21 protein-coding genes and 2 tRNA genes are annotated in these 24,179 nt (G+C 74.1%); 14 read left to right on the top strand and 9 right to left on the bottom strand.

The genetic code is table 11. The annotated features are described in order from the left end of the window. Positions 1-2,944: PAS domain-containing protein (locus FHS37_RS09370; protein ID WP_184819019.1), on the bottom strand; the 2,944-nt coding region annotated here is incomplete at its 3' end. Between the two features lie 274 nt (positions 2,945-3,218). Further along, on the bottom strand, positions 3,219-3,719 hold the full coding sequence (locus tag FHS37_RS09365) for an SSI family serine proteinase inhibitor (RefSeq protein ID WP_184819017.1): 501 nt from the start codon (positions 3,717-3,719) through the stop codon (positions 3,219-3,221). 178 nt (positions 3,720-3,897) lie between these two features. On the opposite strand from FHS37_RS09365, the gene FHS37_RS09360 reads away from it, so the two are divergent. The 3 genes from FHS37_RS09360 to FHS37_RS09350 all read left to right on the top strand — a co-directional run bounded on the left by FHS37_RS09360 (position 3,898) and on the right by FHS37_RS09350 (position 4,876). Further along, positions 3,898-3,988, top strand: a tRNA-Ser gene (locus tag FHS37_RS09360). 197 nt (positions 3,989-4,185) lie between these two features. After that, positions 4,186-4,258 (top strand) — tRNA-Arg (locus tag FHS37_RS09355). A 123-nt stretch (positions 4,259-4,381) separates the two neighbouring features. Continuing rightward, positions 4,382-4,876, top strand: coding sequence for an NUDIX hydrolase (locus tag FHS37_RS09350; RefSeq protein ID WP_184819015.1), 495 nt, complete (start codon positions 4,382-4,384; stop codon positions 4,874-4,876). A gap of 185 nt (positions 4,877-5,061) precedes the next feature. On the opposite strand, the gene FHS37_RS09345 is transcribed toward FHS37_RS09350, so the two are convergent. The 3 genes from FHS37_RS09345 to FHS37_RS09335 all read right to left on the bottom strand — a co-directional run bounded on the left by FHS37_RS09345 (position 5,062) and on the right by FHS37_RS09335 (position 6,670). Then, positions 5,062-5,610, bottom strand: coding sequence for a potassium channel family protein (locus FHS37_RS09345; RefSeq protein WP_184819013.1), 549 nt, complete (start codon positions 5,608-5,610; stop codon positions 5,062-5,064). 44 nt (positions 5,611-5,654) lie between these two features. Then, positions 5,655-6,092 (bottom strand): DUF7144 family membrane protein, encoded by a 438-nt coding sequence (locus FHS37_RS09340; protein ID WP_184819012.1) that lies wholly within the window; start codon positions 6,090-6,092, stop codon positions 5,655-5,657. 101 nt (positions 6,093-6,193) lie between these two features. Next, on the bottom strand, positions 6,194-6,670 hold the full coding sequence (locus tag FHS37_RS09335) for a MarR family winged helix-turn-helix transcriptional regulator (protein ID WP_184819010.1): 477 nt from the start codon (positions 6,668-6,670) through the stop codon (positions 6,194-6,196). A 101-nt stretch (positions 6,671-6,771) separates the two neighbouring features. On the opposite strand from FHS37_RS09335, the gene FHS37_RS09330 reads away from it, so the two are divergent. From FHS37_RS09330 to FHS37_RS09290, 9 genes are all read left to right on the top strand, one after another. Then, positions 6,772-7,194 carry an HGxxPAAW family protein gene (locus FHS37_RS09330; RefSeq protein WP_184819008.1) on the top strand — a complete coding sequence of 141 codons (423 nt, stop codon included), beginning with the start codon at positions 6,772-6,774 and terminating at the stop codon, positions 7,192-7,194. A gap of 41 nt (positions 7,195-7,235) precedes the next feature. Beyond that, entirely contained in the window at positions 7,236-8,114 is an 879-nt protein-coding gene (locus FHS37_RS09325) for a DUF2797 domain-containing protein (protein ID WP_184819006.1), read from the top strand. 92 nt (positions 8,115-8,206) lie between these two features. Further along, the gene (locus FHS37_RS09320; protein ID WP_184819004.1) at positions 8,207-9,109 is read left to right on the top strand and encodes an amidohydrolase family protein; all 903 of its coding nucleotides are present in this window, start codon (positions 8,207-8,209) and stop codon (positions 9,107-9,109) included. A 75-nt stretch (positions 9,110-9,184) separates the two neighbouring features. Then, the gene (locus FHS37_RS09315; RefSeq protein ID WP_184819002.1) at positions 9,185-9,922 is read left to right on the top strand and encodes a response regulator transcription factor; all 738 of its coding nucleotides are present in this window, start codon (positions 9,185-9,187) and stop codon (positions 9,920-9,922) included. Then, positions 9,919-11,493: a sensor histidine kinase gene (locus tag FHS37_RS09310; protein ID WP_184819000.1), complete on the top strand. Its 1,575-nt coding sequence runs from the start codon at positions 9,919-9,921 to the stop codon at positions 11,491-11,493. The genes FHS37_RS09315 and FHS37_RS09310 overlap by 4 nt, the downstream gene beginning before the upstream one ends. Positions 11,494-11,507: 14 nt before the next feature. Further along, entirely contained in the window at positions 11,508-12,995 is a 1,488-nt protein-coding gene (locus FHS37_RS09305; RefSeq protein ID WP_184818998.1) for a bifunctional glycosyltransferase family 2/GtrA family protein, read from the top strand. Next, positions 12,992-15,193, top strand: a complete 2,202-nt coding sequence (locus FHS37_RS09300) for an ArnT family glycosyltransferase (protein ID WP_184818996.1) — start codon at positions 12,992-12,994, stop codon at positions 15,191-15,193. The genes FHS37_RS09305 and FHS37_RS09300 overlap by 4 nt, the downstream gene beginning before the upstream one ends. A gap of 112 nt (positions 15,194-15,305) precedes the next feature. Then, positions 15,306-16,844, top strand: a complete 1,539-nt coding sequence (locus FHS37_RS09295) for an MFS transporter (protein WP_184818994.1) — start codon at positions 15,306-15,308, stop codon at positions 16,842-16,844. A gap of 96 nt (positions 16,845-16,940) precedes the next feature. Continuing rightward, positions 16,941-17,714, top strand: a complete 774-nt coding sequence (locus FHS37_RS09290) for a TetR/AcrR family transcriptional regulator (RefSeq protein WP_184818992.1) — start codon at positions 16,941-16,943, stop codon at positions 17,712-17,714. A gap of 4 nt (positions 17,715-17,718) precedes the next feature. Here the strand turns inward: FHS37_RS09290 and FHS37_RS09285 are convergent, their stop codons facing one another. Continuing rightward, positions 17,719-18,186, bottom strand: coding sequence for a PPOX class F420-dependent oxidoreductase (locus FHS37_RS09285; RefSeq protein ID WP_184818990.1), 468 nt, complete (start codon positions 18,184-18,186; stop codon positions 17,719-17,721). A 278-nt stretch (positions 18,187-18,464) separates the two neighbouring features. On the opposite strand from FHS37_RS09285, the gene FHS37_RS09280 reads away from it, so the two are divergent. Both FHS37_RS09280 and FHS37_RS09275 read left to right on the top strand, forming a co-directional pair. Beyond that, positions 18,465-19,154: an ANTAR domain-containing protein gene (locus FHS37_RS09280; protein ID WP_184818988.1), complete on the top strand. Its 690-nt coding sequence runs from the start codon at positions 18,465-18,467 to the stop codon at positions 19,152-19,154. A 46-nt stretch (positions 19,155-19,200) separates the two neighbouring features. Next, on the top strand, positions 19,201-19,902 hold the full coding sequence (locus tag FHS37_RS09275; RefSeq protein WP_184818986.1) for a GAF and ANTAR domain-containing protein: 702 nt from the start codon (positions 19,201-19,203) through the stop codon (positions 19,900-19,902). On the opposite strand, the gene FHS37_RS09270 is transcribed toward FHS37_RS09275, so the two are convergent. The 3 genes from FHS37_RS09270 to FHS37_RS09260 form a co-directional block, all read right to left on the bottom strand. Continuing rightward, complete coding sequence (locus tag FHS37_RS09270; protein WP_184818984.1) at positions 19,885-20,706, bottom strand: YceI family protein; 822 nt, start codon at positions 20,704-20,706, stop codon at positions 19,885-19,887. The two genes, FHS37_RS09275 and FHS37_RS09270, sit on opposite strands and share 18 nt — an antisense overlap. A 108-nt stretch (positions 20,707-20,814) precedes the next feature. Continuing rightward, positions 20,815-23,313 carry an MFS transporter gene (locus tag FHS37_RS09265; protein ID WP_461791953.1) on the bottom strand — a complete coding sequence of 833 codons (2,499 nt, stop codon included), beginning with the start codon at positions 23,311-23,313 and terminating at the stop codon, positions 20,815-20,817. 88 nt (positions 23,314-23,401) lie between these two features. After that, the gene (locus FHS37_RS09260; RefSeq protein WP_184818980.1) at positions 23,402-23,914 is read right to left on the bottom strand and encodes a MarR family winged helix-turn-helix transcriptional regulator; all 513 of its coding nucleotides are present in this window, start codon (positions 23,912-23,914) and stop codon (positions 23,402-23,404) included. Positions 23,915-24,179 lie beyond the last annotated feature (265 nt).

The raw sequence follows: 24,179 nt of genomic DNA, 5'->3' as shown, positions 1-24,179 counted from the left end.
CCTGCGGGGGGACGGTCGTCCCGTTCGGGGGAGCGGCGAGGTTCTGCGGAGGCACCGGTGCGCCCGGTGCCGGAACGGGAGTGCCCTGCGGGGGGACGGTCGTCCCGTTCGGGGGAGCGGCGACGTCTTGCGGAGGCACCGGTGCGCCCTGCGGGGGAAGCTGAGCGCCCTGCGGGGCAACCGGTACGCCCTGCGGAGGTACCGGTGCGCCCTGCGGAGCCGCTGTCACCGTCTGCTGGGGCACGGGCCCCCACTGAGCCGGAACACCCTCCCCGGGAACGCCCTGCACCGCACCCGCCTGGGCCGGGGGCTGCACGGGCGAGGGTGCGGGCGGGGTCGCCCCGCCGTCCTCCGCCGGCCGGGCGGCGGCCCGTCGGCGGCGCCCCGTCGGCGCACTGGTGGGATGCGGCTGCGGCGGGGTGTGGTCGTCGCCGGCCTGGTCGTGCGGAACGGCGTCGTGGCGACCGTCGTCGGCCCGGGCGTCACCGGGAGCGGCGAGCCCGGTCCCGTTCCCGTGGGGCGCCCGGCCCTCCTGCGGGCCCGCGGCCCGGTCGAGCACCTCGGCCTGCCCGGTCTGCTCCCCCTGGTCCGCCTCGGCGGGCGGCAGCGCGAACACCGTGCGGGGCGCGGCCTCCTGCGCCGCCGCGCGCTCGGTGGCGGCGGCCAGCGCGCGCCGACGCCGCCCCGTCGGCTGCGACTGTTCCTGGACCTGGGCGGCCCGGGACGCGTCGGACGACGCGGGCAGCGCCGGCGGCAGGGCGTGCTGCTCGCCGGACGCGCGCCGGGCACGTCGGCCGGAGGGCGCGGGCACCCCCTGCGGCGGTACGGTCCCGCCCAGCCCCGTGTTCGACGCTGCGGTCCCCGCCGCATGCTCGGCGGCGGTGACGACGGCCCCCTCGGAGACCCCGGCACCACCGGCACCCGCACCGGCGACCTCGACCGCACCAGCGGCGGCGGTCGTCGCGTCCTCGGCCGGCCGCCCACGCCGCCGCCCGGTGCCGCCGGACACCACCGCGCCCTCGCCGGACGCCGGGGCCGGAAGCTGTGCCGGCGCGGACTCGTCGGCGGCGGCCGCCGCCCGGCGCCTGCGCCGTCCGGTGGGCGCCGCGCCCTCCGCCCCGGAGGCGTCGTGCGCGCCCGGCACCTCGCTCTCCAGGAAGGCGTCCACGGAGGAACGCCGTGCCCGTCGCCGTCCGCCGCCGGAGGGCAGCGCGGCGTCACCGGCCGGAGCGGTCTCCCCGTCCACCGGTGCGACGGGCACCGCGGCGGCCGGGACGGCTCCCGCCCCGCCGCCGATCGGCACCTCCAGGACGAACGCGCTGCCGCTCATCCCCGGCACCTCGTGCGTCTGCAGCACGCCGCCGTGCGCCCGGACGATCCCGCGCACGATCGGCTCGTGCACCGGGTCGCCGCCGCCGTACGGGCCGCGCACCTCGATGCGGACGACCTCGCCGCGCTGCGCCGCCGCGACCACGACGGTGTTGTCCAGGTAACCGCCCGCCGAGACGGGGGTGTTGCCGGTCGCGTCGACGCCCGCGACGTCCGCGACGAGGTGCGCGAGGGCGGTCGCGAGCAGCCGGGAGTCGACCTCGGCCTCGATGGGCGGCGCGTGCACGGCGAACTGCACCCGCCCGGGACCGATGAGCTCCACCGCCCCGTCCACGCCGGCGGCGACGACGGCGTCGAGCATCACCTTCGTCCGGGCGATGCCCTCGGTCCCGGTGTCGAGGCGCTGGTAGCCGAGGACGTTGTCGATGAGGGTGGTGATGCGGGAGTAGCCGGCCGACAGGTGGTGGAGCACCTGGTTGGCCTCGGGCCACAGCTGCCCGGCGTCGTCCGCGGCCAGCGCGGCCAGCTCGCGGCGCAGTTCCTCCAGTGGTCCGCGCAGGGACTGCCCGAGCAGGGTGAGCAGCTGGTCGTGCCGGGCGGCGAGGGCCTCGTAGCGGTCCTTCTCGCGCTCACCGAGGGCGGCGTACCGCTCCTCGTGCGCGGCGAGCTCCTCCGCGTGCTGCTCGCGCAGCTCCTCCACCTCGGTGACGTGGCTCTGGCGCAGGGCGGTGAGCTCCGAGCCGTGCTCCTCGGCGAGGCGCTCCAGCTCCTCGGCGTGCTGCCGCTCGGCGGCCTCCTTCTCCTTGACGAGCGCGTCGTAGGGGCGCCGGTCGGTGAAGGTCATGACGGCGCCGACGAGCTGGTCGCCGTCGCGCACCGGCGAGGTCGTCAGGTCGACCGGGATCTTGTCGCCGCTCTTGGCGTACAGCACCTGCCCGCGCACCCGGTGCTTGCGCCCGGAGCGCAGGGTGTCGGCGAGCGGGGACTCGTCGTAGGGGAAGGGGGAGCCGTCGGCGCGCGAGTGCAGGACGAGCGTGTGCAGCTCGCGCCCGCCGAGCTCGCCGGCCCGGTAGCCCAGTATCTGGGCGGCGGCCGGGTTCACGAGGACGATCCGGCCGTCGGTGTCGGTCCCCACGACGCCCTCGGCCGCGGCCCGCAGGATCATCTCGGTCTGCCGCTGCGAGCGCGCCAGCTCCGCCTCGGTGTCGACGGTGCCGGAGAGGTCGCGGACGACGAGCATCAGCAGCTCGTCGCCGGTGTAGCCGTAGGTGTCGTAGGCCTGCTGGCCGGTCTCCAGATTCGCACTGGTGACCTCGACCGGGAACTCGGTCCCGTCGGTCCGCCGGGCGATCATCCGCGTCGGCTTGGTCCGCGCCCGGGGGTCGATGTGGTCGGGCCGCCGCATGGACCCCGGGATGAGCTTGGAGTCGAACTGCGGCAGCAGATCCAGCAGCCCCCGCCCCACCAGAGCCGTGCCCGGGGTCTCGAAGGCCTCCAGGGCGATGGCGTTCGCGTTGACGACGGTCCCGTTGGCGTTGACCAGCACCAGGGCGTCGGGAAGCGCGTCCAGTATGGCTGCGAGGCGAGCAGCGCCTCGGGATGGCCTGCTGCTCACGAGACGCTTCCTCCCTGTTACCGCGACGTGCCGACCGCTCGGGCCATCTTGCCAATCCGCCCGCAACGTGTCACGCGAGGGAGTCTAAGGGCTGGGGTTGCGCTCGCGACGCCGGATGGGACGGAGGTCGCACGAGGAAGTGACGGCGGTGTGACGTCCGGATCGCCCGAAACGCGCGACGGCCTGCGCCGACGCCGCCCGAACCTCCGCAGGACCTTTACGTCCCCCGCGCCCCGCCCCGCCGGGGCGCGCCCCGGCGCACGACCCGTCCCGCTCACGGGCGCCCCGCGGAACGCACCTCGGGAAGCAGCGGGACGAGCCGGTCCCAGCGGGCGATCCCGCACCCGTCCCCGCGGTCGAACGTCGCGTCGACGGGGCGCCCGGCCCAGGTGCCGGTGACGCGGGCGGTGGCCGGCCCGCCGTACTGCAGGGTGCAGACGGCGTCCCGCGGCACCGGGGCGAAGGCGTCCTCCCCCCACCGCGTGCTCCGGTCGACGGCGGCACAGGCCCCGGCGGGGTCGGGGTGGCTGCCGCCGCTGGGCCGGCAGCGCAGCTCGTACGTCCCGTCCGCCCCGCCGCCCGCGTCACGCACGGTGACGGTGAGGTGGTCGCCGGCCGGCGCCGGCTCCTGGGCGTACGACGCCGGGGGCGCCGCGGTCAGCGAGGCGAGGGTGGCGACGGAGAGGGCGGCGCCGGTGAGGATCCGCCGCGGCGCGGGGCGGGCGGCGGAGCGGGAAGCGGGTCCGTGGACGTCCGGAAGGTTGACCTGGAGCATGACCTGACCAACGCGCGAGGGCGCGGGACGTTGCGCCACGGCGACCTGCCGGTCGGAAGGGCTTTGCCCTGCGGGCTCCCGGCCTAGTACCGTGGGGGTCGATTGGTGACGGCCCGCGTGGCTGTGTCATCATCGGCACGCACTGTTCCGCCCGCGCTCGCGCGGGAGGGTCGTGCGAGGAGGCGTCGCCTAGTCCGGTCTATGGCGCCGCACTGCTAATGCGGTTTGGGCCTTAAAGCCCATCGAGGGTTCAAATCCCTCCGCCTCCGCTCCGATCACGAAGCCCCGGTCCACCCGACCGGGGCTTCGTGGTTTCCGCTCACATCGAGGGCTCTGTTTGTGTTTTCGCAGGTCACAAGGGGTGCGGCAAACGGATTTCACATGGCGGCGGCAGTCATGTAATGTTCTTCCTGTCGCCGCGAGCGGGCCGAAAGGGCCGGGAGCGGCGAGAAAACTGAAGAAACAAGCACTCGTAGCTTAACGGATAGAGCATCTGACTACGGATCAGAAGGTTGCAGGTTCGAATCCTGCCGAGTGCACAGTGAGCCGGAGGCCCCGTGGAGTGATCCACGGGGCCTCCGGTCTTTGTGCCGACGGCGGTGTCCGACGGTGACCGCCTCCAGGGGTACCGGCAGCGGGCCCCCTCTGTGATCGTGGGCGGCATGGGTGAACTCGTGGAGCGGGTGGACGAGCGGGACCGGGTGCTCGGCGTGGTGGACAGGGGGGAAGCGATCGAGAACGGCTGGCTGCACCGTGTCTCGACGACCGTCTGCCGTGATCCGGAGGGCCGCGTCCTGGTGCATCGGAGGGCGGAGCACGTGTCCCGGTTTCCGGGGCGGTACAACTGGCTGATCGGCGGGGCGGCGGAGGTCGGCGAGACGTACGAGGAGGCGGCGGCCCGCGAGCTGACCGAGGAACTGGGCGTCCGGGCGCCGGTGCGGTTCGTCTTCAAGTTCCTGTGCCGGGGGGAGATCGGTCCGTACTGGCTCGGCGTGCACGAGGCCGTGGTCGGGGAAGCGGTCGCCCCCGACCCGTCGGAGATCGCTTGGCACGGCTGGGTCACCGAGGCCGGGTTGCGGGAGGCGCTCCGGCGGTGGACGTTCGTGCCCGACGGGCTCGACGTCCTGAGGCGTTACCCGGCTCGGCGGGCGGCGTGACCGGGGACCGCACGCGTCCGGCAGGAACACGCGACCGGGCCCGGCCTCCCCGGCACCGGGACGGGCGCGACCCGGACGGCTCCGGACGCCTGCGTCGCGCCGGTCGGGCGGGACCGTGCCGATCGTCTCCGTCGGGTCGGACCCGCGGAGCACGAGCCGTTCCGTCCTCACCGGGGCGGACGGGGTCAGGGGGCGTCGTGCCGGCGGGCGCTCTCGCGGCGGCGCAGGGCGTTGCGCAGGTGGTTGGTCAGGGCGGTGGCCGCCGCCGTGAGGAAGACGAAGGTGTAGAGGATCTGGAGGACGGTGACCAGGCGGGCCGCCTGGCCGTGGGGGGTGATGTCGCCGTAGCCGATGGTGGCGAGGGTGACCATCGTGAAGTAGAGGGCGTCCAGGCGGGTGGTGAGGCCGTCGAGTTCGCCGGGGCGCTGGGCCAGGGCCTGGTAGGCGGTCGCGAAGACCAGGACGGACAGGCACATCAGCAGGGGGACGACCAGTCCCGGGCGGACGTCCGGGCGGTCGAGCAGGACGTGGACGACCTGCCTCAGCAGCAGGAGGGCGATCAGCGCGAGGGCGAGGCCGAGGAGGACCCAGCTCAGGACCGGGCGGCGGGGGCCGAGGCGGTCCAGGGGCAGCAGGAAGTAGGCGGTGACCATGGCCGTCACGCCGCCGAACTGGGCGAGCCAGGGCCATGCGGCGCTCCACGCCGAGGAGGGCGCCGCGCGGTCGCCTGCCATGTGCCGGCCGGGGGAGGGGCGGCCGGGGCCGGTGAGCGGCGGCCCTAAGTGGCGGAGGACCCGCGGCGCGGTGCGCACAGGGCCCAGATGATGAAGCCGTCGATGACGATGAGGACGGTCGACCACACCGGGTAGTAGGGCAGCCACACGAAGTTGGCGATCATGCTCAGCCCGGCCAGCGTGATTCCCACCGCCCGTGCCCAGGCGGCTCCCCGGAACAGGGCGATGCCGGCCGCCGTCACCAGGGCGCCGAGGATCAGGTGCAGCCAGCCCCAGCCGGTCAGGTTGAACTGGTACGTGTAGTCGGGAGTGGCGACGAAGACGTCGTCCTGGGCGATGGCGGCGATGCCCTGGAAGATCGCCATGATGCCGCCGAAGGTCATCAGGGCGGCCGCGGCGGCGGTCCAGCTCGTGGCCCAGGGGCTCTCCGCCTCCCACCCGGCCCGGTGGCGGCGCGTACCGGTGACATTGCTGCTGGCCATGTGCTCGCCCTTTCACCCGTCCCCGAGCGGTGCGACTTCTCTCCCCAGGCTGGCACCCCGTACGGCCTTCGGCATCTCGGTGCCGGGTTCCGCGCGCCGCGTCAGTCGGGTCGGCAGCGCTCCTCCAGGTAGTCCGCCGCCACCTCGCTCGCGCGCCGGAACCAGTCGTGGAGGACGGCGATCTCCTCGGGGGCGTAGTCGGCGAAGAGCGCGGTGAGGCGGGCGTAGTAGGGCTCGTAGATCTCGCGGATGCGGGCCACGGCGTCGGGCCGGGCGGCCACGCGGACGCGGCGGCGGTCCGCCGGGTCGGGGCGGCGGACGATGTAGCCCGCGCGTTCCAGGCGGTTGAGGATCCCGGTCATCGCGCCGGTCGTGACATGGACGCGCTCCGCCAGCTCGCCGGCCGTGAGCAGGTCGTCCCCGGCCTCGATGACGAAGGCGAAGCAGGTCAGGTCGGTGACGTTCAGGCCGACCCGCTGGGCGATCTCGTGCTGGCCCACCAGGTGGGTCGCGATGAGCTGGTCCATCGCCCACAGCGCCCGCTCCTGGGTGGCGGGCGGGCGCGGCTTGGCTCGCATGACGGGGTTCCCCATTTCCCTTAGCGTGTGAGAGGTTTCTCTAGTAAATTGCTTACTTCGTAAGAGGTAACGCCCTGCCGACTGCGCGAAGGAGCAGACAGGTGAGCGCACATCCATATGACCACGGGCACACGGTCGCCGGATGGACCGGTGTCGGAATCGCCAGTGTCGGCACGGCCGTTCTCGGGCTGGGGGTGTGCACGGTGTCCCGGACGCTGCTGGCCGGCGGGCTGGGGATCGCGGTGGTCGGCCTCCTCGTCACCTGGGCGCTGCACCTGGCCGGGTGGGGCAAGCCGTCGGGGCCGCGGCCGAGGGAGCAGTGGGACTGGCGGGTGCGGGACCTGAGCGCCCGTGAGGGGCATCCCGGGTGTCTGGGGTGCCGGCTGGCGGGGCGGGGGCGGCGTCCGGCCGCGGCGGGGCGGGAGCGGGGACGCGTGTCCGTCCCGGCGGGCAGGACGGGCGGGAGCGGTACCGGTGGCACCGGGGACATGGGTCCCGTGGGCGCCGGGGACTCCGTGCGCTGAGCCCCGCGCGCTGTCAGTGGGGGCCCCTAATCTCGTCGGGGATGGCACAGGCATGGAGGTGCTCGGGGCTGCGGTGGTCCGCGGACGGTCCCGTGCTGGCGTGGGACGGCGGTCGGCGCAGTGCGCTGACCCGGGGGAAGCGGGTGGCCTTCGGGGTCGAGGAAGGGGGCGTGCGGACGTGCGTGGGGGCGCGGGGGCATCCGTGTCCGCTCGGGGCGGTGGTGTCGGGGCGGAGCACGGGGGCGCGCTGCGAGGAGTGCGCGCGGCTGGACCGGGCGCACTCCGTGGCCGCCGACACCCTCGCGGACGATCCGCGGCCGTACCGCGTCTACCTGGCGTGGTTCGGGCCCGGGATGGCCAAGGTGGGGATCACCGCGGTGGCGCGGGGCCCGGCGCGGCTGCTGGAGCAGGGGGCGGTCTGCTTCAGCTGGCTGGGGACCGGGCCGCTGATGGCGGCGCGGCGCACCGAGGAGCTGCTGCGCGCCGCGCTCGGGGTGCCCGACCGGATCCCCTACGCCGACAAGCGGGCGGTGCGGGCCGCGCTTCCGGCGGGAGGGGCGGAGCGGGCGGCGGAGATCGCCGGACTGCACGCGCGGGCGGTGGCGCTGGGCGGCTGGCCGGAGTCGCTCGGCCGTGAGCCGTTCCGGCCCGTCGACCACGTCGGGGTGTTCGGGCTGGCGGGGGTGCCGGCCGCCCTGGGGGAGGTGGGCGAGCTGGTCGCGGGGGGCGTGGTGAGCGGGGAGCTGGTGGCCGCCGCCGGGCCGGACCTGCACCTGGCGACGGAGAGGGGAGTGGTGGTGCTGGACACGCGGTTGCTGGCCGGGTGGGGGCTGGTCCCGGCCGGAGGGCCGGGGCGGGAGCTCGACGTGCCGGTCAAGGAGTACAGGGGGAGGGCGGGACTGCAGGACGGGCTCTTCTGAACCGGCCCGGCTCCCGGACGAACCGGACCGGTCCCCGGACCACCCCTCCGAAGGGCTGGACCGAGCGCTTGGTCAGGGGTGATCGTGGCGGCATGAGCACTCACCCCGACACGCGGACCGAAGCCCTCGACGTGCGGCGCTTCTGGGAAGGGCTCGGGCTGCCCGGGCTCGTCGACGTGCACACGCACTTCATGCCGGAGCGGGTGCTGCGCAAGGTGTGGGCGTACTTCGACGCGCTCGGACCGCTGACCGGCGGGGTCGAGTGGCCGATCACGTACCGGAAGGAGGAGGGGGAGCGGGCCGCGCTGCTCCGGGAGTTCGGGGTGCGGGGCTTCACCGCCATGCTCTACCCGCACAAGCCGGGCATGGCCCGGTGGCTCAACGGCTGGGCGGCCGACTTCGCCCGCCGCACGCCGGACTGCCTGCACACCGCGACGCTGTTCCCCGAGCCGGGGGTCGCGGACTACGTCCGGGACGCCGTCGCGGCGGGGGCGCGGGTGTTCAAGGCGCATGTGCAGGTCGGGGCGTACGATCCGGCCGACGCGTCGCTGGACGAGGCCTGGGGGCTGCTCGCCGAGGCGGGCGTCCCGGTGGTGGTCCACTGCGGGTCCGGGCCCGCGCCCGGCAAGCACACCGGTCCCGGGCCGGTCGCGCGGGTGCTGGCCCGGCACCCCCGGCTCCGGCTGATCGTGGCGCATCTCGGGATGCCCGAGTACGAGGACTTCCTGGACCTCGCCGAGCGGTACGGGGAGGTGCGGCTGGACACCACGATGGCGTTCACCGACTTCAGCGAGCGCATGATGCCGTTCCCCCGGCGGGCCCTGCCCCGGCTGGCCGCCCTCGGCGACCGGGTGCTGCTCGGGTCGGACTTCCCCAACATCCCGTACCCGTACGCCCACCAGCTCCACGCGCTGGAGCGGCTGGGGCTCGGGGACGGGTGGCTGAGGGCGGTGTGCCACGACAACGCGGCCCGGCTCTTCGCCCTGCCCGACTGAGGCCCCTCACGTTTCTCAGCAAAAACACAGAGTGCCGAAAGAGTGCTCTCAGAGGCCGCCGACATCGTGTGCGGTATGACCACGATCTCGCCCCGGGGGCGCACCGAACTGCTGAGGCCGGACGGGAGCCCCGTCCGGGTGCTCGTGGTGGACGACGAGCAGTCGATCACCGAACTGCTGTCCATGGCCCTGCGGTACGAGGGCTGGCAGATCCGCAGCGCGGGGGACGGTCAGGACGCCCTCCGGGCCGCGCGCGAGTTCCGGCCCGACGCCGTCGTCCTGGACATGATGCTGCCGGACATGGACGGGCTGTCCGTCCTCGGGCGGCTGCGCCGCGAACTGCCCGACGTGCCCGTGCTGTTCCTGACCGCCAAGGACGCCGTCGAGGACCGCATCGCGGGGCTGACCGCCGGCGGGGACGACTACGTCACCAAGCCGTTCAGCCTGGAGGAGGTCGTCGCGCGGCTGCGCGGCCTGATCCGGCGCTCCGGGGCGGCCGACCGGAGGTCCGAGTCGATGCTGGTCGTCGGCGACCTCACCCTCGACGAGGACAGCCACGAGGTCACCCGGGCCGGGGAGTACATCCACCTCACCGCCACCGAGTTCGAGCTGCTGCGCTTCCTCATGCGCAACCCGCGGCGCGTGCTCAGCAAGGCGCAGATCCTCGACCGGGTCTGGTCGTACGACTTCGGCGGGCAGGCGAACGTCGTCGAGCTGTACATCTCGTACCTGCGCAAGAAGATCGACGCCGGACGGGATCCGATGATCCACACCCGGCGCGGCGCCGGGTACATGATCAAGCCCGCGGCGTGAGGACGGGGAGGCGGCGTCCGCAGACCCTGCGGACGCGGCTCGTGGTCACGTCCGTGGTGCTGATCGCCGTGGTGTGCGCGGTGATCGGCACCGTGACGACCCTGGCGCTGCGGTCGCACCTGTACGAGCAACTGGACGGGCAGCTGCACGAGATCGCGGACCGGGTGTCCGGCTTCGGGCCGCCGGGCGACCCCGAGGCCGGCGGCGGGGGCGAGGGCCCCCGGCGGACGGACCTCGACGAGTTCGTCACCCACGGACCGCAACCGCGCCGCACGATCGTCGCCGAGGTGCGGGACGGAGCCGTCGTCGACGCCAGGATCGGCGAGGAGTCCGACGAGAGCACCGACATCAGCGGCATGACGGCGGTCCCCCTCACCGCGACGCAGCGGGCCGCGCTGGGTTCCGCCCCCCGGGACGGCCGGGCGCACACCGTCGAGGTGCCCGGTCTGGGCGACTACCGCGTGGAGTACCGCGCCGGCGTCACCGGCGGCTACTACGCCGCCGTCCCGACCTCCGACGTCACCGGCACCGTCAGCACCCTGGTCCTCGTGGAGGCCAGCGTCACCGCGGCCGGCCTCGTCGCCGCCTCCCTGGCGGGGGCCGTCATCGTGGGCGTCGCCACCCGGCCCCTCCGCAAGGTCGCCGCCACCGCCGCCCGCGTCTCCGAAATCCCCCTGCACAGCGGCGAGGTGACCCTCGAGGAGCGGGTCCCGGAGTCCGAGTGCGATCCGCACACCGAGGTCGGCCGGGTCGGTGCCGCGCTGAACCGGATGCTCGACCACGTCCACGGCGCGCTGCACGCGCGCCAGGAGAGCGAGACGCGGGTGCGGCAGTTCGTCGCGGACGCCAGCCACGAGCTGCGCACGCCGCTCGCCTCCATCCGGGGGTACGCCGAACTCACCCGCAGGGGACGCGAGGACGTCGGCCCCGACACCCGGCACGCGCTGCGGCGGATCGAGTCCGAGGCGGGCCGGATGACCCTGCTGGTCGAGGACCTGCTGCTGCTCGCCCGCCTGGACGCCGGGCGGCCCCTGCGGTTCGAGGAGACGGACCTCGTGCCGCTCGTCGTGGACACCGTCAGCGACGCCCGCGCGGCCGGTCAGGACCACGTCTGGCGGCTGGAGCTGCCCGACGACCCCGCGCCGGTGCGCGCGGACGCCGCCCGGCTCCAGCAGGTGCTGGTCAACCTGCTGGGCAACGCCCGCACCCACACCCCGCCGGGGTCCACCGTCACCGCCCGGGTGCGCCGCAGCGGTCCCTGGCTGTGCGTGGACGTGGCGGACGACGGGCCGGGCATCGCGCCCGAACTGCTCCCGCACGTCTTCGAACGGTTCGCGCGCGGCGACTCGGCGCGCACCCGCGCCACCGGCTCCACCGGTCTCGGCCTGGCCATCGTGCAGGCCGTGGCGACCGCGCACGGCGGTGCCGTGACCGTCGACAGCCTGCCCGGCAGGACCGTGTTCACGCTCCACCTGCCCGCCGTGGAGCCCCCGTCGGCGCTCCTGACGCCCCCGCCGCCGCACTCACAGGCACGGCACAGCCTCACCACACGGGCGCGACAGGACGCCTGAGGAGAGTCGGTTCCATGCGAACCGATTCCTCTCCCGGCACCCTGCCGGCACGGGAGCACCTCCCGGCCGCCGGAGCCGGCACACCGGTCCTGGACGTAGTGATCCCCGTCCACAACGAGGAGAAGGACCTCCGGCCGTGCGTCCGCCGGCTGCACGAGCACCTCACCCGCACCTTCCCCTACGCCTTCCGCATCACGGTCGCCGACAACGCGTCCACGGACGGCACCCCGCACGTGGCCGGGCGGCTGGCGGAGGGGATGGCGGAGGTCAGGTCCGTCCGGCTGGAGCAGAAGGGACGCGGCCGGGCGCTGCGGACCGTCTGGTCGGCCTCGGACGCCCCCGTCCTCGCCTACATGGACGTGGACCTGTCCACCGACCTCAACGCGCTGCTGCCCCTGGTGGCCCCGCTGATCTCCGGCCACTCGGACCTCGCCATCGGCTCCCGGCTGAGCCGGAGTTCCCGGGTCGTGCGCGGCGCCAAGCGGGAGTTCATCAGCCGTTCCTACAACCTGATCCTGCGCGGTTCGCTCCAGGCGCGGTTCTCCGACGCGCAGTGCGGGTTCAAGGCGATCCGCCGTGACGTCGCCCAGGTGCTGCTGCCGCTGGTGGAGGACAGCGGCTGGTTCTTCGACACCGAGCTGCTGGTGCTCGCCGAGCGGGCCGGGCTGCGGATCCACGAGGTGCCGGTCGACTGGGTCGACGACCCCGACTCGACCGTGCACATCGTGCGGACGGCGACCGACGACCTCAAGGGCGTGTGGCGGGTGGGCCGGGCCCTCGCCACCGGTTCGCTCCCGCTGGACCGGCTCGCGCGTCCCTTCGGCGACGACCCGCGCGACCGGGACATCGAGGACGTGCCGCAGGGACTGGCCCGCCAGTTGGCCGGCTTCTGTGTCGTCGGGGCGCTGTCCACCCTCTTCTACCTGCTGCTCTACAGCGGCTTCAGGACCTTCACCGGCTCCCAGACCGCCAACGGGCTCGCCCTGCTGGTCTCGGCGGTCGCCAACACCGCCGCCAACCGGCGGCTCACCTTCCGGGTGCGGGGGCGCGGCGGCGCGATGCGGCACCAGGCGCAGGGGCTGGTCGTCCTCGGCATCGGCCTCGCCCTGACCAGCGGCTCGCTCGCCGCGCTGAACACGGCGACGGCCGAACCCGCCCACTCCACCGAGCTGGCGGTCCTGATCGCCGCCAACCTCGCGGCGACGGTGCTGCGGTTCCTGCTCTTCCGGGCGTGGGTGTTCCCCGAGCGCGGACCCGGCGAGGCGTACGCACCCACGGCTCCCACGGCATCCACGGCATCCACGGTGTGGCACCGGCCGCGGGACGCCCGGCCCCACGGGACCGAGGCGTTCCACGCTCCCGCGCCCGGCAGCTCCTGGCGGGACACCACCCCGCGCCTCCGGCCGGACGCGGAGCCGGCCCGCCCGGCGCTCCCGACCCGTCCGGCCCCTCCGCTCCGCCCTTCCGACAACGATCCGAACGATCCGGGGGACCCCCGATGACCGCGCAGCACGACCAGACGAGTTCCCCGGCGGATCCCGCCGCCTGGGGACCGCCCCGGACGGCACCCCGCCACCGCACCGACGCGTCCGCGCCGGGCCGGCCCGGCCGGTCCCCCGTCCGCGCCCTGTGGCGCGGCCGGCCCGAGGACCCCCGCTGGGCGCGCCCGTCCTTCCTCGGCCTGCTGCTGGTGACCGGTCTGCTCTACCTGTACGACCTGAACGCCTCCGGGTACGCCAACTCCTTCTACTCGGCGGCCGCCCAGGCGGGCAGCCAGTCCTGGAAGGCGTTCTTCTTCGGCTCGCTGGACGCGGCGAACGCCATCACCGTGGACAAGCCCCCGGCCTCGCTGTGGCCGACGGGGCTCTCCGTCAGGATCTTCGGCCTGAACTCCTGGGCGATCCTCGTGCCCGAGGTGCTCATGGGCGTCGGCACGGTCGCCGTCGTGCACGCGGCGGTGCGCCGCCGTTCCGGCCCGGCCGCCGCCCTGCTCGCGGGGGGCGTGCTCGCGCTCACCCCGGTCGCGGCGCTGATGTTCCGGTTCAACAACCCGGACGCGATGCTGGCGCTGCTGCTGTCCCTCGCCTGCCACCTCGTCGTCCGGGCCCTGGAGGACGGCCGGACGAAGTGGCTGGTGTGGGCCGGGGTCGCGATCGGCTTCGCCTTCCTCGCCAAGACGCTCCAGGCCTTCCTGGTCCTCCCGGCCCTCGCGGTCGCCTACGGGGCCTGCGCCCCGGTGAGGGTGGGCAGGCGGCTGGCGCAGCTTGCGCTGGCGGCCGTCGCGCTGGTCGTCTCCGGCGGCTGGTGGGTGGCGGTCGTCGAGCTGTGGCCGGCGTCCTCGCGCCCGTACGTCGGCGGTTCGCAGAACAACAGCTTCCTGGAGCTGACCTTCGGCTACAACGGCCTCGGCCGGCTCAACGGCGAGGAGACCGGCAGCGTCGGCGGCGGTGGCGGCATGGGCGGCGGCGGGCGGTGGGGCGAGACCGGCTGGGACCGGATGTTCGGCTCCGAGATCGGCGGCCAGATCTCCTGGCTGCTGCCCGCCGCGCTGATCCTGCTCGTCGCGGGCCTGGTCCTCACCCGCAGGGCCGTGCGGACCGACCCCGCCCGCGCCTCCTTCCTGGTGTGGGGCGGCGCGCTGCTGACGACCATGGTGGTCTTCAGCTTCATGGCGGGCATCTTCCACCAGTACTACACGGTGGCCCTCGCTCCCTACCTGGCGGCCGTGGTCGGCATGGGCGCGGCGGCCCTGTGGGAGAGGCGGCACGCGGCCGGGGCCGCGCTCACCCTGGCCGCCGCCGTCACGGCGACGGCGGCCTGGGGCTACGTGCTGCTGAACCGCACGCCCGACTACCTGCCGTGGCTGAAGTGGACGGTCCTGGCCGGCGGCCTGGTCGGCGCCCTCGGGATGGTCTTCGTGGCCGGGGTGGGGCGGCGGACGGCCCTCGCGGCGGCGGGGCTGAGCCTGGTGGCCGCGCTGGCCGGTCCGACGGCGTACACCCTGACCACCGTGCAGGAGGCGCACACCGGTTCGATCGTCACCGCCGGTCCGGCGGGGGCGGGCACGGGTGGCGGCGGTCCCGGTGGGGGCGGCGGCTTCCCCGGCGGGGGCCGGGGCCAGCAGGGCGGGCAGAGCCAGACCCCGCCCGGCGCGGGCGGCGACGGCACCGGTGGCCTCCCCGGCGGCGGACCCATGGGACAGGACGGCCAGGACGGCCAGGACGGCCAGGACGGCCAGGACGGCCGGGCCCCGGACGGGAACCGGCGGAACGCCTCCGGCGGCAACGCCGAGGCCGGCATGCCCGGCGGTCCCGGTGGGGGCGGCGGCACGGGCGGTCTCCTCGGCGGCGCGGACGTCGACTCCGAGGCGAGGGAACTGCTGGAGGCCGACGCCGACGACTACACCTGGGCCGCCGCGGCCGTCGGCGCCCAGAACGCCGCCAGCTACCAGCTCGCGACCGGCGAGCCCGTGATGGCGATCGGTGGTTTCAACGGCACCGACCCGTCCCCGACGCTCGCCCGGTTCAAGGAGTACGTGGAGGAGGGGAGGATCCACTACTTCGTCGCCGGCGGCGGCATGGGCGGGGGCGGCGACTCCGGCGCCCCCGCACAGATCGCGTCCTGGGTGGAGGAGAACTTCAAGGAGGTGACGACCGGTTCGGCCACCTTCTACGACCTCACGCAGAAGGACGACGGCTGACGGCCGCAGGCCGACGGCGGGCGAGGGCGGTGGCATCCGGCGCCACCGCCCTCACCCGTGTCCGGCCCCACTGTGTTGTACGCTGTATAGGAAGTGCTCTACGGTGTACAACATGACGACGTCCCCCCAGGAGCACACCCACGACCGGACCCCGGACCGCGAGCGGCGGTCCCGGTCGCCCCAGCAGCCCCCGGGCCACGCCCGGCGCTGGCTGATCCTCGGTGTCATCTGCCTCGCCCAGCTCACCGTGCTGCTGGACAACACCGTCCTGAACGTGGCGATCCCCTCGCTCACCCGGGAGATGGACGCGTCGACCGCCGACATCCAGTGGATGATCAACGCGTACTCCCTGGTGCAGTCGGGTCTGCTGCTCACCGCGGGCAACGCCGCCGACCGCTACGGCCGCAAGAGGATGCTGATCGTGGGCCTGGCCCTGTTCGGCGCGGGGTCGCTGGTGGCCGGACTGGCCGGGTCGTCCGGTCAGCTGATCGCGGCGCGGGCCGGCATGGGCGTCGGCGGCGCGCTGCTGCTGACCACGACCCTCGCCGTCGTGATGCAGATCTTCACGCCCGAGGAGCAGCCCAGGGCGATCGGCATCTGGAGCGCCGTCAACTCGCTCGGCTTCGCGGCCGGACCGCTGGTCGGCGGCTTCGTGCTGAACCACTTCTGGTGGGGCGCGATCTTCCTGATCAACCTGCCGGTCGTGGCCCTCGCCCTGGTCGCCGTCGTGGCCTGCGTCCCCGAGTCCGGGAACCGGCGGGGCGACCGTCCCGACCTGGTCGGCGCCGTGCTCTCCACCATCGGCATGGCGGCACTGGTCTACGCGATCATCTCGGGCCCCGAGCACGGCTGGGCGTCGGGCCGGGTGCCGGCCACGGCGGCCGCGGCCGTGGCGGTCCTCGGTGCCTTCGCGTACTGGGAGAGCCGGGTCCCCCACCCGATGCTCGACCTGCAGTTCTTCCGCAACCGCCGGTTCACGGGCGCGGTCGGCGGCCTGGTGCTGATCACCTTCGGCATGGGCGGCGCGCTCTTCCTGCTCACCCAGTACCTGCAGTTCGTCCTCGGCTACGGCCCCCTGGAGGCGGGCCTGCGCACCGCGCCGATGGCCCTGACCGTCGTCGCCCTCAACTTCACGGGCGTGGGCACGAAGTGGGCGCGGAGGATGGGCACCCCGGTCTCCATCGCCGTCGGCATGGCGATGATGGCGGGCGGGCTGGTGTCGGTCGCCACCCTCACCGAGCACGGCTACGCGGGCACCCTGCTCGGTCTGGTCCTGATCGGGGCGGGCACGGCGATCGGCAGCCCGGTGATGGCGCACGCGGTCATGAGCTCCATCCCCCGCGAGAAGGCGGGCGTCGGGGCCGGAATCAACGGCACCCTCGCCGAGTTCGGCAACGGGCTCGGGGTCGCCGTGCTGGGCGCGGTGCTCAACGCGCGGTTCGCGGCGCTGGTGCCGGTGGCGGCGACCTCGCTCCCGGTGGCGCTGGCCGCGGCGGACTCGGAGGGCGAGCGGACGCGCATCACCGACGCCTTCTCCTCCGGGCTGGAGACGAGTCTGCTGGTGGGGTCGGCGGCCGTGCTGCTCGGCGGGCTGATCGCGGCGGCGTTGCTGCACCGGGCGGACCGGGCGGACTCCGGGGGGAAGGCCTGACGCCGGGACCGTCCGGGCACGGAAGCGGGCCGTCTGCGCGCCCCCGACGGAAGTGCCTAGCATGAACCGGCGTCGGCGAGTCGAGGAAGGTGCGCCATGGTGAGGGCAGCCCAGCGGTCCGAGGGGGCGGCGCGGCACAGCGTCTGGCTGGAGGACAGGGCCCGCCGGGGCGGACGCGGCGGCGGGCAGCCGTCGGGACTGGACCGGGAGCGGATCACCGAGGTCACCGTCCGGCTGCTGGACGCCGAGGGCCTGGCCAAGTTCTCCATGCGGCGGCTCGCGGCCGAACTCGACGTGACGGCGATGTCCGTCTACTGGTACGTCGACACCAAGGACGACCTCCTCGAACTCGCCCTGGACCGGGCCTTCGGCGAGCTGGAGCTGCCCGACCCGGAGGCCGACGAGGACTGGCGCGACCAGTTGGGGGCGCTGGCCCGGCAGTACCGCTCCCTGCTGGTGCGGCACGCCTGGCTGTCGCCGCTGGCCGGCACCTACCTCAACATCGGGCCCAACGCGCTGGAGTTCTCCCGGGTCGTCCAGCGCGTCATCCGCAGGTCGGACCTGCCCGCGCACCGGGTGACCAGCGCGATCGCCGCCGTCTTCCAGTTCGTCTACGGCTACGGCACGATCGAGGGCCACTTCCTCGCCCGGGTGGCCGCGTCCGGGATGAGCGCGGACGAGTACTTCCGGCAGTCCATGCGGGAGGCGACCCGGGCACCGGACCCGCAGGCCGCGGAGGTCCTCGCCGAGTCCCGGCGGATCATGGCGGCCCGGGGCGGGGAGAACGTGTCGGAGATGCTGGAGCGGGACTTCGACTTCGCCCTGGAACTGCTCGTCGCGGGCATCGAGGCGATGGTCGAGCGGGGATGAGGCGTCAGCCGGTCACCAGCCGCGCCGGGAACCCGCCGGTCGCCACCGGGCCCCACCGCTCGGGGGTGATCCGGATGATCGACTTGCCCTGCCTGACCATCGCGGCCCGGTACTCGTCCCAGTCGGGGTGCTCCCCGGCGATGTTCCGGTAGTACTCCACCAGGGGTTCCACCGAGTCGGGCGCGTCCACGACCTCGGCGGTGCCGTCGACCTGCACCCAGGGCCCGTTCCACTCGTCGCTCAGGACGATCAGGCTCACCCGGGCGTCCCTCTTCGCGTTGCGGGTCTTGGCGCGCTCCGGGTACGTGGACACCACGATCCGGCCCGAGTCGTCGACCCCGCAGGTCAGCGGCGAGCCCTGGGGACCGCCGTCGGCCCGCCGGGTCAGCAGGATCGCGCGGTGCCGGGGCCGCACGAAGTCCAGCAACTCGTCGAGGGAGACACGGGTGTTCGTCGCGATGTTCGGTGCCATGACGCCAGCCTAGGCACATCGGGGCGGAACCCGGGCGGAACCGGGCCGCCCCCGCCCGTCGGTCCCCGCCCGTCGGTCCCCGGCGGGAGCGGCCCGGGGGACGACCACCGCGAGACCGCACGTCGCAGGTCCGGGCGTCACCTCGTGGCAAACGAACGGTTAGAGTTCTGTACGTCCTGTGCTCGCAGTCAGGAATGTGCTGCGGAGCTCTCCTGCGCACGGCCGTGTGGCCGTGCACGCCGAAGAGGTTCGTGGTGGCTGCGTCTGATTTTCCTGATATGCCCGGTTCTCCGGCCGGTGTCGACCTGGCGGAAGCACTGACGGCCGTGGCACGGCGGCTCCACGAGACGCCCACCCCGGACTCCACCCTGGACACCGCGGTCCGCCTCGCGGTGGACCTCGTGCCCGGTGCCGAGCACGCCGGCATCTCCCTCATCGAGCGGAACGACCGGCGCCGCACGCTCGCCTGGACCGACGAGGTCGTGCGCGCCGCCGAGGACGGCCACCCCACGGGGGAGCACCGGCCGTACTGGCAGCGTCTGTGGACCGCACCGGTGGCCGAGGTCGCGGACAGCGAGGGCGACGAGGGCGAGGAGGCCCTGGCCGAGCTGGGCCTGCGGTCCGTGCTGTCGCTGCGGCTGCGCGCCGACCGCCGCCGGCTGACCGTGCTCACCGCCTACGCCCGCAAGCCGCGCGCCTTCGACGAGACCGCGCTCAGGATCGGCCGGCTGTTCACCGCGCACGTCGGCATAGCCCTGGAGTCCGCCACCGTGCGCGAGCAGCTCACCGAGGCCATGCGCACCCGGGACCTGATCGGCCAGGCCACCGGCATCCTCATGGAGCGACTGGACATCGACGCGGCCGGGGCCTTCGACAGCCTGGTGAAGGCCTCGCAGCGGGAGAACGTGAAGCTGCGCGACCTCGCCCTCCGCATCGTCGACGCGCACAGCCCCCCCGACGCCCGGTGACCCGCCCGCGGGCGTGGGCGGCCGCCGACGGGACATCCGTACGGGCATGACTTCCGAGGCGTCCGACACGCTCGACCAGGCGATGGTGCGCAGCAGGGGACTCGACACGCTGCTGCGGGATCTGACCGACCGTGCGGTGCGGGAGGTGCCCGGCGCCGCCGCGTGCAGCGTCACGGTGCGCCGCGCCGACCGGCTGCTGACCCTCGCGGGCAGTGCGGGCCTGCCGAGCGGGCTCGACCAGCGGCAGTACGAGAACGGCTCGGGCCCCTGCGTGGCGGCCGCCGAGACCGGCACCGAACAGTACGCCCCCGACCTGACCGCCGAGACCCGCTGGCCCGCGTACACGCGGTACGCGCTGGCCACCGGGGTGCGCACGGTGCTGGCGGTCCCGCTGGACGTGCCGGGCGAGCCGGTCGCCGCGCTCAACCTCTACGGCGAGCGGCCCGGTGCGCTCGCCGCCGGACGGGACGCGGCCCGCGCCTTCGCGGCCCGGGCGGCGGACGTCGTCGCCCTCGCCCTGCACATGGAGCGCCGCCGGCAGTCCGCCGCCGACGTCCGCACCGCCCTGCTCTCGCGCAGCGTCATCGACCAGGCGATCGGCATCCTCATGGCCCGCGAGCGGATCGACGCGGGCCGGGCCCTGGAGCGGCTGCGTCGCGTCTCGCAGGACCGGAACGTCAAACTCCGGGATCTGTGCGCCCAGGTGGTGGCGCGCACCGCGAACGGGCCCTCACGCGGCCGGCAGTGACGCCCCCCGCACCGCCTGGACGTCCAGCTCCACCCTGAGCGTCGTGCCGATGGCCGCGATGCCCGCCTGGAGGACCTGGTTGTAGTTCATCGCGAAGTCCTCGCGCCTCAGTTCGGCCGTGGCGCGGAACGCGGCCCGCGTGCCGCCCCACGGGTCGGGTCCGGTGCCGAGGTAGGACAGGTCCAGGTCGACGGGTCGGACGACACCGCGCATCGTCAGCTCGCCGCGGACCGTCCAGCGGTCGGAGCCGGCCTCGGTCAGGCCGGTGGACCGGTAGGTGATCTCGGGGTACCGCTCGACGTCCAGGAAGTCCGCCGACCGCAGGTGGGCGTCGCGCATGCCGTTGCCGGTGTCGATGGAGGCCGCCCGGATCACCGCCTCCACCCGGGACCCGGCGACGTCGTCCGGTGCGATCTCCAGCGCGGCGGAGAAGTCGGTGAACCGGCCGCGCACGCTGGAGATGCCCAGGTGCCGGGCGACGGCGGCCACGCTCGAGTGCGCGGGGTCCACGGTCCACGGCCCGGGCGGCGGCAGTTCGGTGCCGCCCTGCCGGGCCAGGGTGACCGTCCCGATCTCGGCCTTCCCGCTCGCGGTGACGATCGCGCTGGCGGCGGCGGGCGCGTAGCCGACGGCGGTGACGACGACCGTGTACGCCCCCGGCGCCAGCCCGGTGGCGTCCCGGACGGCACCCTCGGTGTCCGTCCCGGCCCGCAGCACCTGCGTGCCGGTCGCGTCGGTCACCGTGACGACCGCGTGCGACACGGCCCACCCGTCCCGGGTACGGATCCTCGCGGTCAGTGGCATCCCGTTTTCTCCCTGCAGAGGATTACAGATCGGTCGGATGGGGACCGGCCCGCGGCGGGGCGCGTCTCCGCTACAGGACGCGCTCGCCCGCCACGGGCCGGGGTCCGGCTACTCGCCCGGGTGGGCGAGTTCGATGTCGTGGCCGTCGGCTCCGCCCGCGGCGAGCGTCACCGTGGTGGCCACCGGCGGGTAGCCCGTGGCGATGACGGTGTACTCGCCGCCGTCCAGGTCGGCGAAGGCGTACGCCCCGTCCGCACCGGTCGTCGCCGTGCCGACCACGTTGCCCGCCGCGTCGACCAGGGTCACCCGGGCGTCGGCCAGCGGCCCGTGCGGGGCGCGGACCACGCCCTGGACCCGGGCGCCGGTCTCCAGCTCGACCTCGAGCCGGGTCACCCCGCCGCCGCCCACCTCGACGGGCAGTGCGCGCGGCCGGTACCCGAGGGCGTTCACCGCGACGGTCACCGCGCCCGGCACCAGCTCGGTGAAGGAGAACTCGCCCTGCTCACCGGTGTTCCCGGTGGCCAGCAGGTCCCCGCGCACATCGGTGACGATCACCATCGCGTCCGGCACCGGCAGCCCGCTGCCGGCGGCCCGGACCAGGCCGGTCAGGCCGCTGGTCCCGCCGAGCAGGATGTCGTAGGAGACGGGCTCGTCGTTCACCACGATCGTGGACGCCTGCGGCTGGTGGCCGTCGGCGGAGGCGATCAGGACGTACGCCCCGGTCCCGGGCGCGTCCACCGCGTAGGAGCCGTCGGCCTGCGCCACCGACCGGCCCAGCTGGCGCCCGGCCAGCGAGATCAGCGTGACGGCGGCCTGCGGGACCGGGGCGGACTCGGCGCCGCGGACGAAGCCGCGCACCGGGATGCCGCCGCCGGCGGACCCCTCCGGGCGGGCGGGCGTGGCGACGGCGGACAGCGGCCGGGTGGCCGTCTCCCGGTCCGCGGCCTCGGTGTCCGCGCCGGGGGAGAACCGGTCCGGGGCCTCCTCGGCGGCCGGAGCGGTGGCCGCGGCGGCGGCCGGAGTCGCGGCCGGTGTTCCGGCCGGGGCCTCGGCCGGGGCCTCGGCCGGGGCCCCGGTGGCCTGGGCCTCGGTGGCCTGGGCCAGGGCGCCCGCGGTGCGCAGCGGGACCTCCTTGATGAACAGGGTCACCAGGAAGCCGAGGAGGGCGATCGGCGCGACGTACAGGAAGATGTCGGCGATGCCGTGCCCGTAGGCGCTCTCCAGCCAGGTGCGGATGGCCGGGGGCAGCAGGTCCATGTCGGGGATCGCACCGCCGCCGGAGGCCTGGGCGGCCGCCGCCCGGTCCTTCGGGCCGAGCGTGTCGATGGTGTCCGCGGCGTAGTGGCTGATCCGGGAGGACATCACGGAACCGAGCACCGAGACGCCCACCGCACCGCCGAGCGACCGGAAGAAGGTCACGACGGAGGACGCGGCGCCCAGGTCGCTCGGGGCCACCTGGTTCTGCGTGCAGAGCACCAGGTTCTGCATCATCATGCCGACGCCGAGACCCATCAGCGCCATGAAGAGCGCGATGCGCCAGTACGGGGTGTCGTAGCGCATGGTGCCCATCAGGCCCAGGCCGGCCGTCAGCAGCACGCCGCCGACCAGCAGCCAGCTCTTCCACCTCCCGGTCTTGGTGATGACCAGGCCGGAGACCGTGGACGACACGAACAGGCCGCCGATCATCGGGATCGTCATGACGCCCGACATGGTCGGGGACTGGCCCCGCGCCAGCTGGAAGTACTGGCTGAAGTAGACCGTGCCCGCGAACATCGCGATGCCGACGAACAGCGAGGCGAGCGAGGCCAGGGTGATGGTGCGGTTGCGGAACAGGCGCAGCGGGATGATCGGCTCGGCGGCCCTGGTCTCGACGAGGACGAAGACCAGTGCCAGCACGACCGAGCCGCCGACCATGGCGCCGGTCTGCCAGGACATCCAGTCGTACTTGTCGTCGGCGAAGGTCACCCAGACGAGCAGCAGGCAGACGGCCGCGGTGACGAAGAAGGCACCGGCCCAGTCGACCTTGACCTTGCGCTTGACCACCGGCAGGTCCAGCGTCTTCTGCAGCACGACCAGCGCGATCACCGCGAACGGCACGCCGACGTAGAGGCACCAGCGCCAGCCGAGCCAGCTGGTGTCGGTGATGACGCCGCCGAGCAGCGGGCCGCCGACGGTCGCGACGGCGAAGGTCGCGCCCAGGTAGCCGGAGTAGCGCCCGCGCTCGCGCGGGGAGATCATCGCGGCCATGATGATCTGCGCCAGGGCGGACAGACCGCCGGCGCCCAGGCCCTGGATGACCCGGGCCGTGATCAGCGTGCCGGGGTTGTGCGCCATGCCGGCCACCACGGACCCGATGACGAAGACCACCAGGGCTATCTGGACCAGGGCCTTCTTGCTGACCAGGTCGGCGAGCTTGCCCCACAGGGGGGTGGAGGCCGTCATCGCCAGCAGCGAGGCGGTGACGACCCAGGTGTAGGCGCTCTGGCCGCCGCCGAGGTCGGAGACGATCTCGGGCAGGGCGTTGGTGACGATGGTGGAGGACAGGATCGCGGCGAACATGCCGAGCAGCAGGCCCGACAGAGCCTCCATGATCTGCCGGTGCGTCATCGGAGCATGGCCTTCGGAGGAGCCTCCCCCGTGCTTGGCATGAGCCCGCACACCGGCTGGTGTGGTCGTTGCCATGGACTTCCTTCTCTTACGTGTCTGCGGGTGTACGGGTGGTCCGTTCGAGTGCGGGAGGCGCCGGGCGGGGCGGCGGGGGAGCCGGGCGGGTCGTGGCCCGGCCCTCGCCGAAGCTGTCCCTGAGCCGGGCCATGAGCTGGGTGAGCCGGCCGATCTCCTCGTCCGGCCAGTCGCCCAGGCGCTCGGCGAGCAGCTGCGTGGTCCGCCGGAACAGCTCGTCGAGCTGCTCCTGGCCGGCGGGGGTGAGGCGCAGGATGCGGGAGCGCTTGTCGGCGGGGTCGGGGGAGCGTTCGATCCAGCCGCGCTCGGCCAGGTGGGTGACGTGGCGGCTGGTGACCGACAGATCCACGGAGAGCAGTTCGGCGAGCTTGCTCATGCGCATGTCGCCGTGGCGGCCGAGCAGGGCCAGCGCGGCGGCGGAGCCGCTGTGGCAGTCGGCCGGCATGATCCGGCTCATCTCCCGCTTCACCACGCCGAACGCGCTGAGCTGCCGGACCAACTCCTCGTACTGCGTCCGCTCGGCCATGGCACCTCCTGTTTGTTGCTTAGGGCAACGATAGAAGTGGATGGTTGCTACAGGCAATAAAAAGAGGGCGGTGTGGAACAAAAACTTGGCAAAGGCAAGTAATCGCAAGAGTAAACATGCAGGTGAGCCGCGTTCCCCCGGCAGGAGAGCCGTCCTGCCGGGCTCCCGGCCCACGCCGCCGGGGACTGCCCGCCCCTCCGTCTCGCCCGTGCGGGACCGGAGCGGACGGTGCCGTCCGTGTGGGGGGCGCCGGGTCGGGTCGTGG

Origin of the sequence: Streptomyces griseomycini, assembly GCF_014203535.1 — a bacterium.
GTDB lineage: Bacteria > Actinomycetota > Actinomycetes > Streptomycetales > Streptomycetaceae > Streptomyces > Streptomyces griseomycini.
This window is presented reverse-complemented; position numbering and strand designations above follow the sequence as displayed.